16 protein-coding genes are annotated in these 17,996 nt (G+C 51.9%); 11 read left to right on the top strand and 5 right to left on the bottom strand.

Going from position 1 to position 17,996, the window contains the following annotated elements:
* The first annotated feature begins 63 nt into the window (after positions 1 to 63).
* Positions 64 to 1,275, top strand: a complete 1,212-nt coding sequence (locus FDX19_RS02445) for a cytoplasmic protein (protein ID WP_137381472.1) — start codon at positions 64 to 66, stop codon at positions 1,273 to 1,275.
* Here FDX19_RS02445 and metL read toward each other — a convergent pair.
* Both metL and metB read right to left on the bottom strand, forming a co-directional pair.
* Positions 1,250 to 3,682, bottom strand: a complete 2,433-nt coding sequence (metL, locus tag FDX19_RS02440; protein ID WP_137381471.1) for a bifunctional aspartate kinase/homoserine dehydrogenase II — start codon at positions 3,680 to 3,682, stop codon at positions 1,250 to 1,252. The two genes, FDX19_RS02445 and metL, sit on opposite strands and share 26 nt — an antisense overlap.
* Positions 3,683 to 3,684: 2 nt before the next feature.
* A complete protein-coding gene (gene metB / locus FDX19_RS02435) occupies positions 3,685 to 4,845 on the bottom strand; it encodes a cystathionine gamma-synthase (RefSeq protein WP_137381470.1) in 1,161 nt (386 codons plus the stop codon).
* Between the two features lie 265 nt (positions 4,846 to 5,110).
* On the opposite strand from metB, the gene metJ reads away from it, so the two are divergent.
* Positions 5,111 to 5,428, top strand: a complete 318-nt coding sequence (gene metJ / locus FDX19_RS02430) for a met regulon transcriptional regulator MetJ (protein WP_012133855.1) — start codon at positions 5,111 to 5,113, stop codon at positions 5,426 to 5,428.
* A 58-nt stretch (positions 5,429 to 5,486) separates the two neighbouring features.
* On the opposite strand, the gene FDX19_RS02425 is transcribed toward metJ, so the two are convergent.
* From FDX19_RS02425 to rpmE, 3 genes are all read right to left on the bottom strand, one after another.
* A complete protein-coding gene (locus FDX19_RS02425) occupies positions 5,487 to 6,911 on the bottom strand; it encodes an MFS transporter (protein ID WP_137381469.1) in 1,425 nt (474 codons plus the stop codon).
* 89 nt (positions 6,912 to 7,000) lie between these two features.
* Positions 7,001 to 7,681, bottom strand: coding sequence for an oligogalacturonate-specific porin KdgM family protein (locus FDX19_RS02420; protein WP_137381468.1), 681 nt, complete (start codon positions 7,679 to 7,681; stop codon positions 7,001 to 7,003).
* Between the two features lie 341 nt (positions 7,682 to 8,022).
* Entirely contained in the window at positions 8,023 to 8,235 is a 213-nt protein-coding gene (rpmE, locus tag FDX19_RS02415) for a 50S ribosomal protein L31 (RefSeq protein ID WP_094761941.1), read from the bottom strand.
* Between the two features lie 204 nt (positions 8,236 to 8,439).
* Between rpmE and priA the strand changes: the two genes are divergently transcribed.
* The 9 genes from priA to FDX19_RS02370 all read left to right on the top strand — a co-directional run bounded on the left by priA (position 8,440) and on the right by FDX19_RS02370 (position 17,617).
* Positions 8,440 to 10,638 (top strand): primosomal protein N', encoded by a 2,199-nt coding sequence (gene priA, locus FDX19_RS02410; protein WP_137381467.1) that lies wholly within the window; start codon positions 8,440 to 8,442, stop codon positions 10,636 to 10,638.
* Between the two features lie 154 nt (positions 10,639 to 10,792).
* Positions 10,793 to 11,818: a DNA-binding transcriptional regulator CytR gene (gene cytR / locus FDX19_RS02405; RefSeq protein WP_137381466.1), complete on the top strand. Its 1,026-nt coding sequence runs from the start codon at positions 10,793 to 10,795 to the stop codon at positions 11,816 to 11,818.
* A gap of 93 nt (positions 11,819 to 11,911) precedes the next feature.
* Positions 11,912 to 12,886 carry a cell division protein FtsN gene (gene ftsN, locus FDX19_RS02400; protein ID WP_137381465.1) on the top strand — a complete coding sequence of 325 codons (975 nt, stop codon included), beginning with the start codon at positions 11,912 to 11,914 and terminating at the stop codon, positions 12,884 to 12,886.
* 92 nt (positions 12,887 to 12,978) lie between these two features.
* Complete coding sequence (hslV, locus tag FDX19_RS02395; protein ID WP_003028805.1) at positions 12,979 to 13,509, top strand: ATP-dependent protease subunit HslV; 531 nt, start codon at positions 12,979 to 12,981, stop codon at positions 13,507 to 13,509.
* Positions 13,510 to 13,518: 9 nt separating this feature from the next.
* Entirely contained in the window at positions 13,519 to 14,850 is a 1,332-nt protein-coding gene (gene hslU, locus FDX19_RS02390; RefSeq protein ID WP_003028803.1) for an HslU--HslV peptidase ATPase subunit, read from the top strand.
* Between the two features lie 67 nt (positions 14,851 to 14,917).
* Positions 14,918 to 15,847 carry a 1,4-dihydroxy-2-naphthoate polyprenyltransferase gene (menA, locus tag FDX19_RS02385; protein WP_137381464.1) on the top strand — a complete coding sequence of 310 codons (930 nt, stop codon included), beginning with the start codon at positions 14,918 to 14,920 and terminating at the stop codon, positions 15,845 to 15,847.
* Positions 15,848 to 16,214: 367 nt separating this feature from the next.
* Positions 16,215 to 16,766, top strand: coding sequence for a type IV secretion protein Rhs (locus FDX19_RS02380; RefSeq protein ID WP_137381463.1), 552 nt, complete (start codon positions 16,215 to 16,217; stop codon positions 16,764 to 16,766).
* Complete coding sequence (locus FDX19_RS25655) at positions 16,763 to 17,104, top strand: putative T6SS immunity periplasmic lipoprotein (RefSeq protein WP_368666065.1); 342 nt, start codon at positions 16,763 to 16,765, stop codon at positions 17,102 to 17,104. Before FDX19_RS02380 ends, FDX19_RS25655 begins: the two co-directional genes overlap by 4 nt.
* A gap of 12 nt (positions 17,105 to 17,116) precedes the next feature.
* Entirely contained in the window at positions 17,117 to 17,617 is a 501-nt protein-coding gene (locus FDX19_RS02370; RefSeq protein WP_016155257.1) for a type VI secretion system tube protein TssD, read from the top strand.
* Positions 17,618 to 17,996: the final 379 nt, after the last annotated feature.

Raw genomic sequence — 17,996 nt, 5'->3', positions numbered from 1 at the left:
TCACATCTATCGGTGATAGTCACAGGGCAAAATCAACGACCATTAAAAATCGTTGGTAATACGATGGCGTCTCCGTTCACTATCAATTGCTGTAAGTCCTTTGGCTGCCAAAATCTGGGATTGGCGAGTTCAGCAGATTACAGCTGGCCAGAGTATCGGCTGGGTTATGCCGCGCTGCACTGCCGGGCATGCGGGAGTTATCCGCCGCTGTTTAACGAGGAACAGTTCCGACTCTGGCTGTCGGCTTATTTAGCGGATTCTGCAGCTAATAGCGGTCATTTTTGCCCAAGTTGTTACCAACGGGACCCAATCCGCTATGGCCGAAATCCCCAGGGCAGTCAGCGCGTTCAGTGTCGGGCGTGTAAAAAGGTCTGGACGCCCAAACGACAGCCGCTCACACTTTTTGAACCGCCAGAACAAATCGCGACGGTTCCGTTGATCGTGCCTTTTCAAGGCGCCAGCGCAGACCAGAAACTTTATGTGTTGCTCAGCTTTGATGCTATTCGTGGCAATATTCTGCATATTTCCAGCAATTTCACACCTCATCCTGCCGGGGCTTCATTGCGTTACCGCTGGCGCGGCAACACTGAGCCAGTAGTGAGTCATGATGATATTGTGGAACGAGTCAGTCAGCGCGAAACACAGTTTTTACGCCGCAGCCAGTTTGACGAAATTCAGTACGGCAGCGCGATGCTTAAACGTAACGCCAGCGGCGCAATTTTACGCCCGGTCATTACCGCGCATGGGCATTTCCGCGTCCTGAGCCATCTCTGGCCTGCAGTTAAAACGCACATCATCGCTCATGAGTGCTTTCTGCGCGGCGCAGTGATTACCGCATGGGCGGAACAGTTTCGCGAACATCACGCCTCGCTGTGGTTTGTGGATGAAGAAATCAGTGACGATCAACACACCAGGCCCTGGCAGTTACTGGGCAAAAGTTATCAGGGATGGTGGCAAAACCAGTGGCAAATTTGGCAACAAGGTGACACGCGTAAAATGGTGTGTTTGTTAACGGAGGGTCAGGTTGAAAAAGGCGCATCAATAACCCTGGCGGCAAGTCATCATTTTCTCGCCTGGTTGCAGCAACAGACGGAATTTCGGAATAGCGCCCGTTACTCGGCCCATTCGGTGTTGCAGACGATAAGGACGCTGGCGGAGAAATACAACATCCTGGATTTGCCCGGTGGCGCTGCCGCTTACCGGGCCTACGGTTCGCCGGATAAGCGTAAGCGCCATCCGGCAACGCAAACTACAGCAGCTGCGCCAGACGATTAATATCCGACTGAATCGCACCGGCGGTCACATCACGACCTGCGCCCGGCCCGCGGATCACCAACGGATTATCGCGATACCAACGGCTTTCAATGGCGAATACGTTATCGCACGGCAACAGCGCGGCCAGCGGGTGTTCAGCACGGACCGCTTCAACACCCACACGCGCTTTACCATTGGCGTCAAAACGCGCCACGTAGCGCAATACCAGCCCCATTTCACGCGCAGCTTCCAGACGTTGCACCATCTGTTCGTTCAACTCATCGCCATTTTCAAAGAAATGGTCAATAGAGCCTTCTTCACAGTGCGCAGGCACCAGCGACTCAACGCGAACCTGGTCCGGCTCAATATCGTAGCCCGCTTCACGCGCCAGGATCACCAGCTTACGCATCACATCTTTGCCAGAAAGATCGACGCGCGGGTCCGGTTCAGTTAACCCTTGCTGCCAGGCCTGATCAACCAGATCGGTGAACGGGACCGTGCCATCAAATTGCAGAAACAGCCAGGATAACGTGCCGGAGAAGATCCCGCTGATCGACAAAATCGTATCACCGCTATCAATCAGATCGCGCACAGTATGGTTGATCGGCAAACCTGCGCCCACGGTGGCGTTATACAGCCAGTGGCGGCCGGTTTTTTCGAACGCATCATGAATTTGGCGATACTTATCACTGGTACTCGCCCCCGCCAGTTTATTGGCGCTAATGACATGGAAACCATGGCTGGCGAAGTCCAGATACTGATCGGCCAATTGTTCACTGGCCGTCACATCCAGCACCACTAAATCATCATACGGGTGGGCGCGCATCCACAGGAATAGCGCCTCTTCATCCTGCTCTACCGCTTCGTCGTCGAAGAAGGCCAGAGCACGGCTGGCATCCAACCCTTCATAGTTCAGCAGGCTGCGGCGGCTATCCACCACGCCGGCCAGCACGAATTCAAATCCGGTACGCGCGGAAAGCGTTGTTTGTTCGCGGGCAAACAGTTCCAGCCAGCGCGAGCCAATGTTGCCTTTGCCGAACAGCACCAGACCGATACGTTTTTCTGCACGGAAAATAGACTGATGCAAACCCTGAATCAGGCTTTCGGTCGGGCCGGTACGCAGTACCGCAACCAGACTGATCCCCTCTTCCGACTGCCAGGTAAACTCGACTGGCTGGCCTTTTAACTGCTGCCAGAAACGGTGGCAATGCAGCGGATTGCGCGTTACGCCTGCCCCAACCATCGCCACCAGCGCCAACCCCTGGCGCAGACGCAGCTCGCCCGGCAGGCCAGCTTCATCCAGAATTTTCAGTGCGCCGTCAGCGACTTCTGAGGTATAGCAAAATTGCAGCAACTGACGGTCCGGATGCACGCCAACCGCCAGCGGACGCACCTGCGTGCGTTTTAAAATCTGATCGATATCTTTGTAAGCCAGCTTAAAGTCCTGGCCAGTGGGAACCTGAAACTCAATCAGACAGACGTCGTCATGGCTGGTCACAATGCGCGCCCCAGTACCAGAAGCCAGTACACGCTCAATCCGCGTTGACCCCTGATCCGGCGTGTAGCTGCAGCGCAGCTGGAGGTCGATATCACTACCCGAAACCGGCTGTAGGGTGCGGGCATGCAGAACCGGCGCCGCCAGACGCGCCAGCTCGCTGGCTTCATCCAGACGCAGCAGCGGCAGCAGACAGGCATCTTTGACTTTACGCGGGTCCGCACTATAAACCCCAGCGACATCGCTCCAGATAGTCACACGGGAAACGCCCGCCAGCGCCCCCACCTGCGTAGCTGAATAGTCAGAGCCGTTACGCCCCAGCAGCACCGTTTCACCGGCATTGCTACGGCTGATAAACCCGGTAACCACCAGGCGCTTGCCAGGATGTTGAGCCAGCAGTTGTTGCAGCAACGGATATGACAGACCTTCATCCACCTGCGGCTGGGCACCGCGTTCAGCACGTAAAAACTCACGCGCATCCAGCCAGGCAGACTCCAGTCCCTGCTGGTTAAGGACAGCAGACATCAAACGCGCCGACCACACTTCACCATGCCCCACCACTTCGGCGTAGACGGCTTCATTCACACCGCTGTCAAGCAATCCGGCCAGACGCTCCAGATCGTGAATAAACGCACCGATCAGCCCATCAGCCACGTCTGGTGGTAACAGGCCGCTAATCAGCTCACTTTGATAACGGCGTAACGCCTGCTGAACCTGATGCGCAGAAAGACGATCGGTCTGGCTTAGCTTAAGCCAGCTAATCAACTGGTTAGTGGTACTGCCCGCGGCGGAAACAACCATCATATCGTCAGGCTGCGAGTACTCCGCCATAATACCTGCGACACGCAAATAACATTTCACGTCTGCCAGACTACTACCACCAAATTTGTGCAGTTGACGACCCTTCGCCCCTGCCTGCGCAATCACACTCATGTTTACCCCTTGTTTGCAGCCCGGAAGCCATTTTCCAGGTCGGCAATTAAATCTTCGCCATCTTCAATACCGGTGGAGATACGCAGCAGCGTTTCAGAAATTCCGGCAGCAGCACGCGCTTCTGGTGCCATACCCGCGTGTGTCATGGTCGCGGCGTGGGAGATCAGACTTTCAACGCCCCCTAATGATTCCGCCAGCGTAAACAATGACAACCCGCTCAGGAAGCGACGCAATGTTTGCTCGTCGCCATCCAGTTCAAAACTCAACATCGCGCCGAACCCTTTTTGCTGACGCGCGGCAATCTCATGCCCCTGATTATCCGGCAGTGACGGATGATACAGTTTTTTCACCAACGGCTGGGTTTGCAGGTAGTCCACAATAGCCTGAGCGTTACGTTGTGCCACTTCCATACGCGGCGACAGAGTACGCAGGCCACGCAACAGCAGATAGCTATCAAATGCGCCGCCGGTTACACCAATATTATTCGCCCACCATGCCAGCTCAGTGACCGTCTCCGGATCTTTCGCTATCACCACGCCAGCCACCACATCCGAGTGACCGTTTAAATATTTCGTGCATGAATGCAACACCAGATCGGCGCCCAATGCCAGTGGATTTTGCAGTGCAGGGCTTAAAAAAGTGTTGTCGACAACGCTCACCGCACCAGCCTCACGCGCCAGTTGGCAGATTTTTGCAATATCCACCACACGCAGCAGCGGATTGCTTGGACTTTCGATCAGTACCAGCTTTGGTTTTTCCGCCAACGCCGCTTTCAGCGCCTGCTCATCACCCTGATCGACAAACAGCACGCGATAGCAGCCACGTTTTGCCAGACTGTCAAACAGGCGGTAGCTACCACCGTAACAGTCGTGCGGTGCGACCAGCAGATCGCCAGGCTTCAGGAACACCGTCGTCACCAGATGAATCGCCGACATGCCGGTATTGGTCAGCACTGCGCCAGCGCCACCTTCCAGCTCCGCCAGCGCCCGCTGAACCACATCACGCGTCGGGTTGCCACGGCGTGAATAGTCATGAGCGCGCGGCTCATTAAAACCAGTGAAATTATAGGTACTGGAGAGGTGAATCGGTGGGACAACGCAACCGTACTGCTCGTCGTCATTTAATCCGCTACGCACTGCAATGGTGGCCTGTTTACGCGTCATATTGAGGAGATCCTGGCTGTGTCGGTGAAAAGTCAGACACCAGAGTAATCATTGTTACAATAGCCGTCAATACATCTGGACATCTAAACTTCTTTGCGTATAGATTGAGCAAACAGGAAATAGCCGTTAAAATTATATGCATTAGCGTACATTTGCGTCGGCTAACTTCGTGTCAGGGCCGCGCCACTACGATAAACTACGCGCAATTATGGTCCGGGCTCAGGTTCTGGCCTCAATATTAATGACGAAGAGGATTAAGTATCTCATGGCTGAATGGAGCGGCGAATATATCAGCCCATACGCTGAGCACGGTAAGAAGAGTGAGCAAGTCAAAAAAATTACGGTTTCCATTCCTCTGAAGGTGTTAAAAATCCTTACCGATGAACGCACGCGTCGTCAGGTGAATAACCTGCGCCACGCCACCAACAGCGAACTGCTGTGTGAAGCGTTTCTGCACGCCTTTACCGGGCAACCGTTGCCAAACGACGAGGATCTGCGCAAAGAACGCAGTGATGAGATCCCGGAAGAGGCGAAGATCATCATGCGTGAACTGGGGATCGACCCGGATACGTGGGAGTACTGATCGGCTAACGGTTAGAAAAATGAGAAAAGGCGGGATAACCCCGCCGTTTCTCACAACGTTACTTGCTAATACCATTGATTTTATTCAATGTTTCTTCCATTTTAAGCGTTTCTTTGCGGTTCAATGGATAGAGATAAATCAGTATGACCGCCGCCAAAAACAGACATAAGGCCGGCAAGAGATTTGCCATCGTATAAATATTTTCCTGCACGATGCTGGTTTGCACAGCGCCGCCCGTTGACGAAGATTGATAACCAATGATGGCCAGCATAAAGCCACCAATCGCCCCTGCACACGCCTGACCTACCTTGCGGGCAAAGAAGTTTACGCCGTAAACCGTACCATCCTCACGATCGCCGGTGACATACTGATGATAATCACACACATCGGTCATAAACGCCCAAATCATCAGGTTGAATAACCCTGCCCCCAATGTCGCCAGGAACAGGAAAACCAAATAGACTTTCGCGTCCGTAATATGGATGAAGTACATCAGCAGATACATCGCCACCGCAAAGAGCAATGCGCCGACGCTGGCCTCTTTTTTACCAAACCGCTTCGTCAGCCAGGATGCCGAGGGTGCCAGCAAAACCAGCGAGCCAAAGGTAAACAGCAACGCAACGGACATGGCCTCTTTGTTGTGGAAGTAGTCATTAAACAGGTAAGTCATATTGGTACCGGACAACCCTTGGTTAATCACAATCAGCAGATCCACCACAACTAAAACGATCAGTGCTTTATTGCGTAACAATCCCTTCAACAGCACCGACACGGGCATGCTCTCTTTTCGCTCCACGCGCACGCGTTCTGTTGTTAACTGACAGGTCAACGTTAAAAAGATAAAGCCCAGTACGGCACAACCAATAGCAATCCAGAAGAAGTGCTGCCCGGAAATCACCTGGCTGCCGTCCACCAGGGTGGTGTACATCAGAATCGGGATGAAAAAGCCGGTTGCCCCGCCGCCGATGGCGGAACCCACGCTGCGCCAGGTTGACAGTGACACCCGGTGTTCCGGATTCGAGCTAATCGCCGCAGACATGGCACCATACGGAATGCTGACTGTCGATAACAGTGAACCGTAAACAAAATAGGAGCAGCAGATATAGATAATTTTCGCCGTATAAGAAAAATCATTCACCAACGGCAGAAACAGGACCACCGCGATGATACAGAACGGATACTTCATGCGGCGCACCCAGGGGTTAAATCGCCCATGTATCGTCAGTTTAGAGGTATCACATAAGCGCCCTACACCAACATCGACAAACGCATCAAAGAGTTTAGTCACAAAATAGAGCGAGCCGACAATAACGCCTGAAATGCCGAGGACGTTAGTGTAATAAATCATTAAAAAACTATTTACTAACCCAAGAATAAAACAGGTTCCCAGGTCACCACACAAATAACCAATTTTATCTCTGAATCCGAAAGGTCTGACGACAATATCTTGATTGCTTCCACTCACTGTTCCATCATTAGACATGATGTCAACTCCTTAGACATGTTATTCACGCAAGCTATGCGTATATCCTGGTGTTCAACGTAATAAACCAATACGCTGAGTATTAACAATCAGAAGTTATAACCGAGGCCGACACGATAGCGCGTCTGGCGATCGTCAGTCGTGGTGGTGTCATAACCCGAAGAAACATTACCAATCTCAATAAATGGAACCCAGGAATCTATTTTATAAGCAACACGGAAGTTATATTCATAATCATCTTTTCTGTTGTTATATAAATCTTCGCTGTCAGCAATTTTATAAATGCCGTTTAGCTCAAACATCCAGTTATTGAGGTTATAGCCAAGCCATGCTTCCGGACGGTAAACCATACGGTCATCTTTACCATCGGCGTTTCTGCGCATATACTCCTGGCGATAGCGGAATGCCGTCCACCAGCTGTCATTGAGATTATATTGCACACGAATATAAGGCTTATAGATCGTGATGTTGTCACCCGTTTCAACCGCGATACCCGGCTGCCAGATGAGATCCCGCCAGGTAAACTGGTAACTTGCCGTATACTCGTTACCGTTACTTTCCATATTATTCCACGCATCATTCGATTGCGTATCTTCAGAACGTGAAATGGCCTCTACCGCTACACCAAAACCTGTAGCAAAACGATGCGACATATAAACACGATCGTAATTTCGCCCGTCATCATAATATTCATGACGGTAATCAACATAACCCGCCTGCGCGGCTGCAGATAATAATTGGATAAGTAATAAGGTAGATTTAAATTTCATGACAATCCCTTTTCATACTAAATAAATAAAATTCACCATCACATCCCGTGACTATAAACAGGAAGGTAATAGTGTCGTAAGAATAATTTTATATTTCCGCGAAAGTGTATTTTAGAAAGAGGGGATAAACCTTTGAGATTTTGCCAGGAATTGGCATGAGTGGCAAAGAACAGAAGATAAAAATGACGAAGATCACTAGTGCGAATATTTTATCTTAAAAAATAAAAACGCCGTTTCATTTATTAAAAATGAAACATCATTCAACACATCAATGTATATTTTATTATCAAGTACAGATACAAAAAAAGCGCCATAAGGCGCTTTTTTCTGACAGCAGGAACTTATTTGCTGCCCGGGATGTTGAAACGCTTGTTGAAGCGATCAACACGGCCACCGGTAGCAACATCACGCTGCTTGCCAGTATAGAACGGGTGGCACTGACCGCACACGTCCAGGTTCAGATCGTGACCGACGGTAGAGCGGATTTTCATGACGTTACCGCAAGAGCAGTTTGCAGTAATTTCTTCGTATTTCGGGTGAATATCTTTTTTCATGGGAAAACCTCGGTTTAAGGCCGCGTCGCTCTTCCAGCCCTAACGCCAGACACCACGCGATGTTAATAGTATAGGTCAGTGATACAAATTCGTATCAAAGGCGGCGAATCATACAGAAATTAACCTGCTCATGCAAACTGATCCGCATTCTACCCTTCACTAATGTGTATACTAACCCGCCAGATTTCAAGTCAGGATGATTCAATGCCCGTTGCGCATGTTGCCTTACCCGTTCCGCTACCTCGTACCTTTGACTATCTCCTGCCGGAAGGTATGAGCGCCAAAGCCGGGTGTCGCGTACGCGTGCCCTTTGGTAAGCAACAGGAGCGCGTCGGTATAGTCCTGTCAGTCAGCGAGCAAAGCGAGCTGCCGCTCCACGAATTGAAAGCCGTTCGCGAGGTGTTGGACAACGAACCCGTCTATTCGACCTCCGTCTGGCGTTTACTGCTGTGGGCCGCTGATTACTACCATCATCCCATTGGCGACGTGCTGTTTCACGCCCTGCCGATCCTGTTGCGCCAGGGCAGGCCCGCCACCAACACGCCCATGTGGTACTGGTTCGCCACTGAAGAAGGCCAGGTCATTGACCTCAACAGTCTGAAGCGCTCTCCCAAGCAGCAACAGGCGCTGGCTGCGCTACGCCAGGGAAAAATCTGGCGCGATCGGGTGGCTGAACTGGAATTTAACGATGCTGCATTACAGGCGCTACGGAAAAAAGGCCTGTGCTCCCTGGCGAGTGAAACGCCAGGCTTTAGCGACTGGCGTACCCACTACGCCGTCTCAGGTGAACGACTGCGACTGAACACGGAACAGGCTACCGCCGTTGGGGCCATTCATAGCGCGTCGGACAGTTTTAGCGCCTGGTTGCTCGCCGGTGTAACGGGTTCCGGCAAAACAGAAGTCTATTTAAGCGTGCTGGAAAATGTTCTCGCCCAGGGCAAACAGGCACTGGTAATGGTGCCGGAGATTGGCCTGACGCCACAAACCATTGCCCGCTTTCGCGAACGCTTCAATGCCCCGGTCGAAGTCCTGCACTCGGGTTTAAATGACAGCGAACGTCTTTCGGCCTGGCTGAAAGCAAAAAATGGCGAAGCGGCAATAGTCATCGGCACACGCTCATCGCTGTTTACCCCATTTAAAAATCTCGGCGTCATTGTCATCGATGAAGAGCATGACAGTTCCTACAAGCAGCAGGAAGGCTGGCGCTACCATGCCCGCGATCTGGCGGTTTACCGCGCCCACAGCGAACAGATCCCGATTATTCTCGGTTCAGCCACCCCCGCGCTGGAAACGTTGTGCAACGTGCGGCAGAACAAATACCGCATGCTGCGCCTGACGCGTCGCGCCGGAAACGCACGCCCTGCCACTCAGCACGTGCTGGATTTAAAGGGTCAGCAGGTGCAGGCCGGACTGGCTCCGGCGCTGATCACCCGCATGCGTCAGCACCTGCAAGCCGATAATCAGGTAATTTTGTTTCTTAATCGTCGGGGTTTTGCGCCTGCGCTGCTGTGTCACGACTGTGGCTGGATTGCCGAATGCCCACGCTGCGATCACTACTACACGCTGCATCAGGCGCAGCATCACCTGCGCTGCCACCACTGCGACAGCCAGCGCCCGATACCGCGCCAGTGCCCCTCCTGCGGCTCAACGCATATGGTCCCGGTAGGACTCGGCACCGAGCAACTGGAACAAGCTCTGGCGCCCTTTTTCCCTGGCGTGCCAATCTCACGCATCGATCGCGACACCACCAGCCGTAAGGGATCGCTGGAGCAGCACCTGGCAGAAGTGCATCGCGGCGGCGCTCGCATTCTGATCGGCACGCAAATGCTGGCGAAAGGCCACCACTTTCCGGACGTCACGCTGGTTGCACTGCTGGATGTTGACGGGGCGCTGTTCTCTGCCGATTTCCGTTCGGCTGAACGTTTCGCCCAACTTTATACCCAGGTTTCCGGACGAGCTGGCCGCGCCGGGAAACAAGGCGAAGTGGTGCTGCAAACGCACCATCCTGAACATCCGCTACTGCAAACCTTGCTGTATAAAGGTTATGACGCATTTGCCGAACAGGCGCTGGCCGAACGGCAAACGTTACAGTTACCGCCGTGGACCAGCCACGTGATCGTGCGGGCAGAAGATCATAACAATCAGCATGCGCCGATGTTCTTACAACAGTTGCGAAACCTGATTCAGGCCAGCCCGTTAGCTGATGACAAACTCTGGGTATTAGGCCCGGTTCCGGCGCTGGCCCCCAAACGTGGCGGTCGCTATCGCTGGCAAATTTTGTTGCAACATCCGTCACGCATTCGCCTGCAGCATATCGTCAGCGGAACGTTGGCGTTGATAAATACGCTACCCGATGCACGTAAGGTGAAATGGGTGCTGGATGTCGATCCCATCGAGGGATAACCCCTCATGATGCGAGGCGGATCGTAAAATTAAAGATCCATCACACTTTTTATGAAAATTCTGTAACTGCTTCTATTCACTATCTGATAAAAATGTTTCAGATGAAGGTTATCCAGGGACGAGTCTGTGCCAGCCGCCCTGGCGAGGAGAAAGAGTGAAACCGAATAAGCAGGTTGCCGCCGCTACGATGAAAGATGTTGCTCTGAAGGCGAAAGTCTCAACGGCAACCGTATCCCGCGCATTAATGAACCCGGACAAAGTCTCTCAGTCCACCCGCAACCGGGTCGAACAGGCGGCACTGGAAGTGGGATATTTACCCCAATCAATGGGACGCAACGTTAAACGTAATGAATCACGTACCATTCTGGTGATTGTGCCGGATATCTGCGATCCCTTTTTTAGCGAAGTGATTCGTGGCATAGAAGTCACTGCCGCAGAACAAGGTTATCTGGTACTTATCGGCGATTGCGCGCACCAGAATCAGCAGGAAAAGACTTTTCTTAACCTCATTATTACCAAGCAGATCGATGGCATGGTCCTGCTCAGCTCACGCCTGCCGTTTGATGCCAGCGTGGAAGAACAGCGCAATTTGCCGCCAATGGTCATGTCCAACGAATTTGCGCCAGAGCTGGAACTGCCTACCGTTCACATTGATAACCTCACTGCAGCCTTTAACGCGATGAATTATCTGCTGGAGCTGGGGCATAAGCGCATTGGTTGTATTGCCGGGCCAGAGGATATGCCGCTGTGCCACTACCGCCTGCAAGGCTATGTTCAGGCACTACGCCGCAGTGGAATTACCGTTGATCCACACTTCATCGCGCGCGGTGATTTCACCTATGAAGCGGGCGCTAACGCGTTAAAACAGCTGCTTGAGTTACCGCAACCTCCGACCGCGGTCTTTTGTCACAGCGATGTGATGGCGCTTGGCGCGCTCTCTTACGCCAAACGCCAGGGCTTAAAAGTACCGGATGATTTATCTATCATTGGCTTCGATAATATTTCACTGACGGAATTTTGTGATCCACCCCTGACAACCGTCGCACAGCCGCGTTTCGATATCGGACGTGAAGCTATGCTGTTACTGCTCGATCAGCTTCAAGGACAGAACGTCAGCAGTGGTTCACGTTTACTGGACTGTGAGCTCATAATTCGGGGCACTACCCGGGCACTGACGTAAAGTAAAGTGCTTTCGGACTCCCCTGTCTGGTCAAAGGCCCGTCGCTTAAGTAACATGGCGGGCTGACGAACGAATAAATACAGCGAAACGATAGTGGCACAACGAGATTATGTACGTCGCGGCCAACCGGCACCTTCGCGGCGCAAAAAGAGCACATCACGGAAAAAGCAACGCAGTACGCCAGCGGTATCCCCCGCGATGGTCGCTATTGCTGCAGCCGTACTCGTGACCTTTATCGGTGGTCTGTACTTCATTACGCATCACAAGAAAGAAGAGTCCGAGACGCTGCAAAGCCAGAAAGTCACCGGTAATGGCATCCCGCCTAAACCGGAAGAACGCTGGCGCTATATCAAAGAGCTGGAAAGCCGTCAGCCTGGCGTACGTGCGCCTACCGAACCCTCTGCAGGCGGCGAAGTGCTTAACGCCGATCAGCTGACCAATGAGCAGCGCCAGTTGCTGGCGCAAATGCAGGCGGATATGCGTCAACAGCCGACACAGCTCAACGAAGTACCGTGGAACGAACAAACACCTGAACAGCGCCAGCAAACGCTGCAGCGTCAGCGTCAGGTACAACAGCAACAGTGGAACAACGCGCAGCAGCAGGCGCAGCAACCGCGCCCACGGGCGACGGAACAGCCGTACCAGCAACCGCAAACGCGTACGGCACAAACCGCACCGGTACAACAGCCGAAAGCGCAGCCAAAACCGGCGGCCCAGCAGCCGTACCAGGATCTGTTGCAGACGCCAGCGCACACCACTGCCGCACAGCCTAAAACGCAACCGGCCGCGCCAATAACGAATGAGACTCAGCCGCCAAAACAGACGGCAGAGAAAAAAGATGAACGCCGCTGGATGGTTCAGTGCGGATCATTCAAAGGGGCTGAGCAGGCGGAAACCGTGCGTGCACAATTGGCCTTTGAGGGCTTCAATTCCCGCATTACCACCAACAACGGCTGGAATCGCGTGGTGATTGGCCCGGTGAAAGGCAAGGAAAATGCCGACAACACCATCAGCCGCCTGAAAGTTGCCGGCCACACAAACTGCATTCGACTCGCCACTGGGGGTTGAAACCCCCAAAATCTCCCCCATCTATACTTGCATTACGCCCCGCACACCTGTGCGGGGCCTGTATTCTGCATTTGTAACCAAGGGGTCTGCTCGTGACAACAATAGTAAGCGTACGCCGTAACGGCCATGTGGTAATCGCCGGTGATGGTCAGGCCACACTGGGTAACACCGTAATGAAAGGCAACGTGAAAAAAGTCCGCCGTCTGTACAACGACAAAGTCATTGCGGGCTTTGCGGGCGGTACTGCGGATGCATTCACGCTGTTTGAACTGTTTGAACGTAAACTGGAAATGCACCAGGGTCACCTGGTTAAGGCCGCCGTTGAGCTGGCTAAAGACTGGCGTACCGACCGTATGCTGCGCAAACTCGAAGCGCTGCTGGCCGTCGCAGATGAAACGGCATCACTCATCATCACCGGTAACGGCGACGTCATCCAGCCAGAAAACGATCTGATTGCCATCGGCTCCGGCGGCCCTTACGCCCAGGCTGCGGCACGCGCGCTGCTGGAAAACACTGAGCTTGGCGCACGCGAAATTGCTGAGAAAGCGTTGGATATTGCAGGGGATATCTGCATTTATACCAACCACTTCCATACCATCGAAGAATTGAACTCCAAAGCGTAAGGATCCCCCATGTCTGAAATGACCCCACGCGAAATTGTCAGCGAACTGAACAAGCACATCATCGGCCAGGATAACGCGAAGCGTTCCGTGGCGATTGCACTGCGTAACCGCTGGCGCCGCATGCAGCTCAACGAAGAGCTGCGCCATGAAGTCACACCGAAAAACATTCTGATGATTGGCCCAACCGGTGTCGGTAAAACCGAGATCGCACGCCGTCTGGCAAAACTGGCCAATGCGCCATTCATCAAAGTGGAAGCAACGAAATTCACCGAAGTCGGCTATGTGGGTAAAGAAGTTGACTCCATCATCCGCGATCTGACCGATGCCGCCATCAAAATGGTTCGCGTTCAGGCAATTGAGAAAAACCGCTTCCGCGCAGAAGAAATGGCCGAAGAGCGTATTCTCGATGTACTGATCCCGCCAGCCAAAAATAACTGGGGACAGTCAGAGCAGCCTCAGGAACCTTCTGCTGCGCGTCAGGCATTTCGTAAAAAACTGCGTGAAGGCCAGCTGGATGATAAAGAGATTGAAATCGATCTCGCTGCCGCACCGATGGGCGTAGAAATTATGGCGCCTCCGGGAATGGAAGAGATGACCAGCCAGCTGCAGTCCATGTTCCAGAACCTGGGCGGTCAGAAACAAAAGCCGCGTAAGCTGAAAATCAAAGATGCGATGAAGCTGCTGATTGAAGAAGAAGCGGCCAAACTGGTCAATCCGGAAGAGCTGAAACAAGAAGCTATCGACGCCGTTGAGCAGCACGGGATCGTGTTTATCGACGAAATCGACAAAATCTGTAAGCGTGGCGAATCCTCCGGCCCGGATGTTTCCCGTGAGGGCGTACAGCGCGACCTGCTGCCGCTGGTTGAAGGCTGCACCGTCTCGACCAAGCACGGTATGGTGAAAACCGATCACATTCTGTTTATCGCTTCTGGCGCATTCCAGGTCGCGAAACCGTCTGACCTGATCCCGGAACTGCAGGGTCGTCTGCCGATTCGCGTCGAGCTGCAGGCACTGACCACCAGCGATTTCGAGCGCATTCTGACCGAACCGAATGCCTCTATCACTGTGCAGTACAAAGCGCTGATGGCAACCGAAGGTGTGGACATCAACTTTACCGAATCGGGCATTAAGCGCATTGCCGAAGCGGCCTGGCAGGTTAACGAAACCACCGAAAACATCGGTGCGCGTCGTCTGCATACCGTGCTCGAGCGTCTGATGGAAGATATTTCCTATGATGCGAGCGATTTGAACGGTCAAAGCATCACAATTGATGCCGAATATGTGAGCAAACATCTGGATGCGCTGGTCGCAGATGAAGATCTGAGCCGTTTTATCCTATAATCGCGTTCAATGCATTTTCATCACTGTTGATGGGGCTGATAAAGCCCCATTTTTATTGGCGCTAAATATGACTGAACAACAACAAATTAGCCGCTCACAAGCCTGGCTGGAAAGTTTACGACCTAAGACCTTACCGCTCGCCTTCGCGGCGATCATCGTCGGTACGGCATTAGCATGGTGGCAAGGATATTTCGATCCGCTAGTAGCTCTGCTGGCATTAATTACGGCAGGGCTACTGCAAATCCTGTCCAATCTCGCTAACGACTATGGCGATGCCGTCAAAGGCAGCGATAAACCCGACCGCATCGGACCGCTGCGTGGCATGCAAAAAGGCGTTATTACCCAGCAGGAGATGAAGCGTGCGCTGATTGTCACCGTGGTCTTAATCTGCCTGTCCGGCCTGGCGCTGGTAGCGGTGGCATGTCACACACTGGCGGATTTTGTCGGCTTCCTGATTCTCGGCGGCCTGTCGATTATCGCCGCTATCACCTATACCGTCGGTAATCGTCCGTACGGGTATATCGGTCTGGGTGATATTTCCGTGCTGGTCTTCTTCGGCTGGCTCAGCGTGATGGGGAGCTGGTACCTGCAGGCGCATACGCTGATTCCGGCGTTAATCCTGCCGGCAACCGCCTGTGGCCTGCTGGCAACTGCCGTACTCAACGTTAACAATCTGCGCGATATCAACAGCGACAGAGAGAATGGCAAAAACACGCTGGTGGTGCGCTTAGGCGCGGTTAATGCCCGCCGCTACCATGCCTGCCTGCTGATGGGCACGCTGGTCTGTCTGGCGCTGTTTAACCTGTTCTCGCTGCAAAGTTTATGGGGATGGTTGTTTATCCTCGCCGCACCGCTGCTGATTAAACAGGCACGCTACGTGATGCGCGAGATGGACCCGGCAGCAATGCGCCCAATGCTGGAACGCACCGTAAAAGCGGCACTATTGACTAACCTACTGTTTGTTGTTGGAATTTTCTTAAGCCAGTGGTCTCTTTAACTGACAAATATCAATTAATAATTTCAATTTTTAGAACCGCATAACGCCTCGCAACCCTTACAATAGAGGGTCGCGAGGTTTTTTCATGTTTTTATATTTTTCGGGGATACCTCGGGGATACCAACGAACGGTAAACACCGTGGCCTATAAGTACTAAAATCAGCGTTTCCCAGCTTACTTAACCGATCACGGGGTCTGAAGCCCAACCGTACGATCTCGTACGGTTGCTCCCTAAACCAGGGGGCTTAACGGTAGAAGCGGCGTAGTCGCAGTTTGTGACAATGTCGGATATTTCCCGCATTTTTTAACAGGAAAAAATTTACTTTAAGGCGTATTAAGGTATTTTTACCAATGGATGATGTCTCCAATGATAAGGGAAATGAACGATATTGACCGGGGCGGGTTACGGCTGTTAACGCTTGGTGAGATTAACTTAGCCCGTACCCTCTACGCTTTCACCATCCGCTATAACGAAGTCTGGATCCACCGCAGCAGCTATCTACCTTTCAACCTCCAAAAGAACAACTACGCCATGACGCCCAACGGCGAATTGTACTTTCAGGAAGGTACTTATGAGCCTGACTTTTCACAGCCGCATGTTAATAACGATCGCGTTGGTGGGCAGCATCTTTTTTTACATGAAATGATGCACGTCTGGCAGCATCTGCACGGGATGATGGTAAGGATGCGGGGCTTGTTCTCTTGGGCAGTTGATTACTATTACACCTTGGATAAGGCCATACTCTTGGATTACGGCTTAGAGCAGCAGGCTGCAATGGTGGCTGATTATTGGCTGCTTAAAACGTATGGATTCGGCAGCCGCTCTGATTTGTATCGCCTCAAGGATTACGATCCATCTGAACCCGTCCTTAGCCTCATATCCCGCTATGAGAAAGTGTTAGGGAGGTTCCCGCATTGAAACGTTACTTTCTCATTCCTGCCTTTTTTGCGCTGGCTGGGTGTGGCGCTGGCGATAGCGTTCCCCCATGGCGTAGTTTCCCTATTATAAATAATTCGCTTTGCTTCTCTGTTAATAAATCGGACGTTCTGAGCCGATACGGCGTTTATTCTGAGCAGGGAAATGAATACAAGACATTGGCGGAAAATTCGCATGTAGCTCTCTCTTACCCTGAAACGTGCTTAAAAATACCGATAACGCCGGGCTATATCTATGCGGCTTCATACACATTGAACGGAAAGAATTACCGTTACAACTTTTTCATCGATAGAAATGGGAAAATATTAAGCACAAAATAAGGAGATCTATAAATGTCATTACCAGCTTATATGTATATTTATGATGAAAATGGACAACTGATCAAAGGCAGTTGCATGGCGCTGGGCCGTGAGGGTGCAATTGAAATCATGAACAGCAGTTACGGTGTGTACCAAAACACATGCCGCAACACTGGTAAGCTGATGGGTTCGCGCGAACACAACGCTTTTACCCTGCACAAAGAGATTGATAAGACCTCGCCATATTTTGCAGTTGCAGTCTGCCAAAGTAAGCGACTGCAAAAGGCAGTAATCCACTATTACGACATCAACGAGGCGGGTGTCGAATACGAGATTTACCGAATTACGCTTAACAACATCGTAATCATGTCCGTCAATGCTGCTCATGCTTATATGCCGGGTTCCCACACTCCGGGCATGATGGAAAATATCGCCATCACCTACTCAGGCATTGAGTGGTTTTATATCGAAGGGAATATCAAATACGACGATGACTGGAGCCGCCCGGTTGGTTACAACCAGCAGCAGAGGTAAATCGAATTGGCAGGCAGATCTGTTGAAAATAAAGACCACTTAGCAGACTGCCTGCAATACTCGTCGCTATTCCCAAACACGCTTACTTGCAATACGAGCGTACCAGGTCATCAAATCAACGTAAATCAAACCAATAATTCAACAATTTTATAGAGTTAAATCATAAGTTTACTTTCTTAGCGTACATTTCCGTACGGTTGGGCTTCCCCCCATCAACACATCAGTTTTATAGCCTGCTATAGCCCATTGTCTTACGGTATCAAGGACCTTGAGCCAGTTGCCTAAATCATTATTTCTGATTTTAGTTGTTCTCCGTGTATTTCCATTCCAAAGCATTTTTGTACTTAAAATGGTTGTGGGCGGATCCAGTAACAATCTC

This window comes from Citrobacter sp. wls619 (assembly GCF_005281345.1).
Lineage (GTDB): Bacteria > Pseudomonadota > Gammaproteobacteria > Enterobacterales > Enterobacteriaceae > Citrobacter.
Note: the sequence above shows the minus strand (reverse complement) of the source record. Positions and strands in the feature narration are given on the sequence as shown.

Excerpts from the sequence above, each read along its gene's own strand:
- FDX19_RS02445 (WP_137381472.1), top strand. The coding sequence starts at position 64 with ATGGCGTCTCCGTTCACTATCAATTGCTGTAAGTCCTTTGGCTGCCAA.
- metL (WP_137381471.1), bottom strand. The coding sequence starts at position 3,682 with ATGAGTGTGATTGCGCAGGCAGGGGCGAAGGGTCGTCAACTGCACAAA.
- metB (WP_137381470.1), bottom strand. The coding sequence starts at position 4,845 with ATGACGCGTAAACAGGCCACCATTGCAGTGCGTAGCGGATTAAATGAC.
- metJ (WP_012133855.1), top strand. The coding sequence starts at position 5,111 with ATGGCTGAATGGAGCGGCGAATATATCAGCCCATACGCTGAGCACGGT.
- FDX19_RS02425 (WP_137381469.1), bottom strand. The coding sequence starts at position 6,911 with ATGTCTAATGATGGAACAGTGAGTGGAAGCAATCAAGATATTGTCGTC.
- FDX19_RS02420 (WP_137381468.1), bottom strand. The coding sequence starts at position 7,681 with ATGAAATTTAAATCTACCTTATTACTTATCCAATTATTATCTGCAGCC.
- rpmE (WP_094761941.1), bottom strand. The coding sequence starts at position 8,235 with ATGAAAAAAGATATTCACCCGAAATACGAAGAAATTACTGCAAACTGC.
- priA (WP_137381467.1), top strand. The coding sequence starts at position 8,440 with ATGCCCGTTGCGCATGTTGCCTTACCCGTTCCGCTACCTCGTACCTTT.
- hslU (WP_003028803.1), top strand. The coding sequence starts at position 13,519 with ATGTCTGAAATGACCCCACGCGAAATTGTCAGCGAACTGAACAAGCAC.
- menA (WP_137381464.1), top strand. The coding sequence starts at position 14,918 with ATGACTGAACAACAACAAATTAGCCGCTCACAAGCCTGGCTGGAAAGT.
- FDX19_RS02380 (WP_137381463.1), top strand. The coding sequence starts at position 16,215 with ATGATAAGGGAAATGAACGATATTGACCGGGGCGGGTTACGGCTGTTA.
- FDX19_RS02370 (WP_016155257.1), top strand. The coding sequence starts at position 17,117 with ATGTCATTACCAGCTTATATGTATATTTATGATGAAAATGGACAACTG.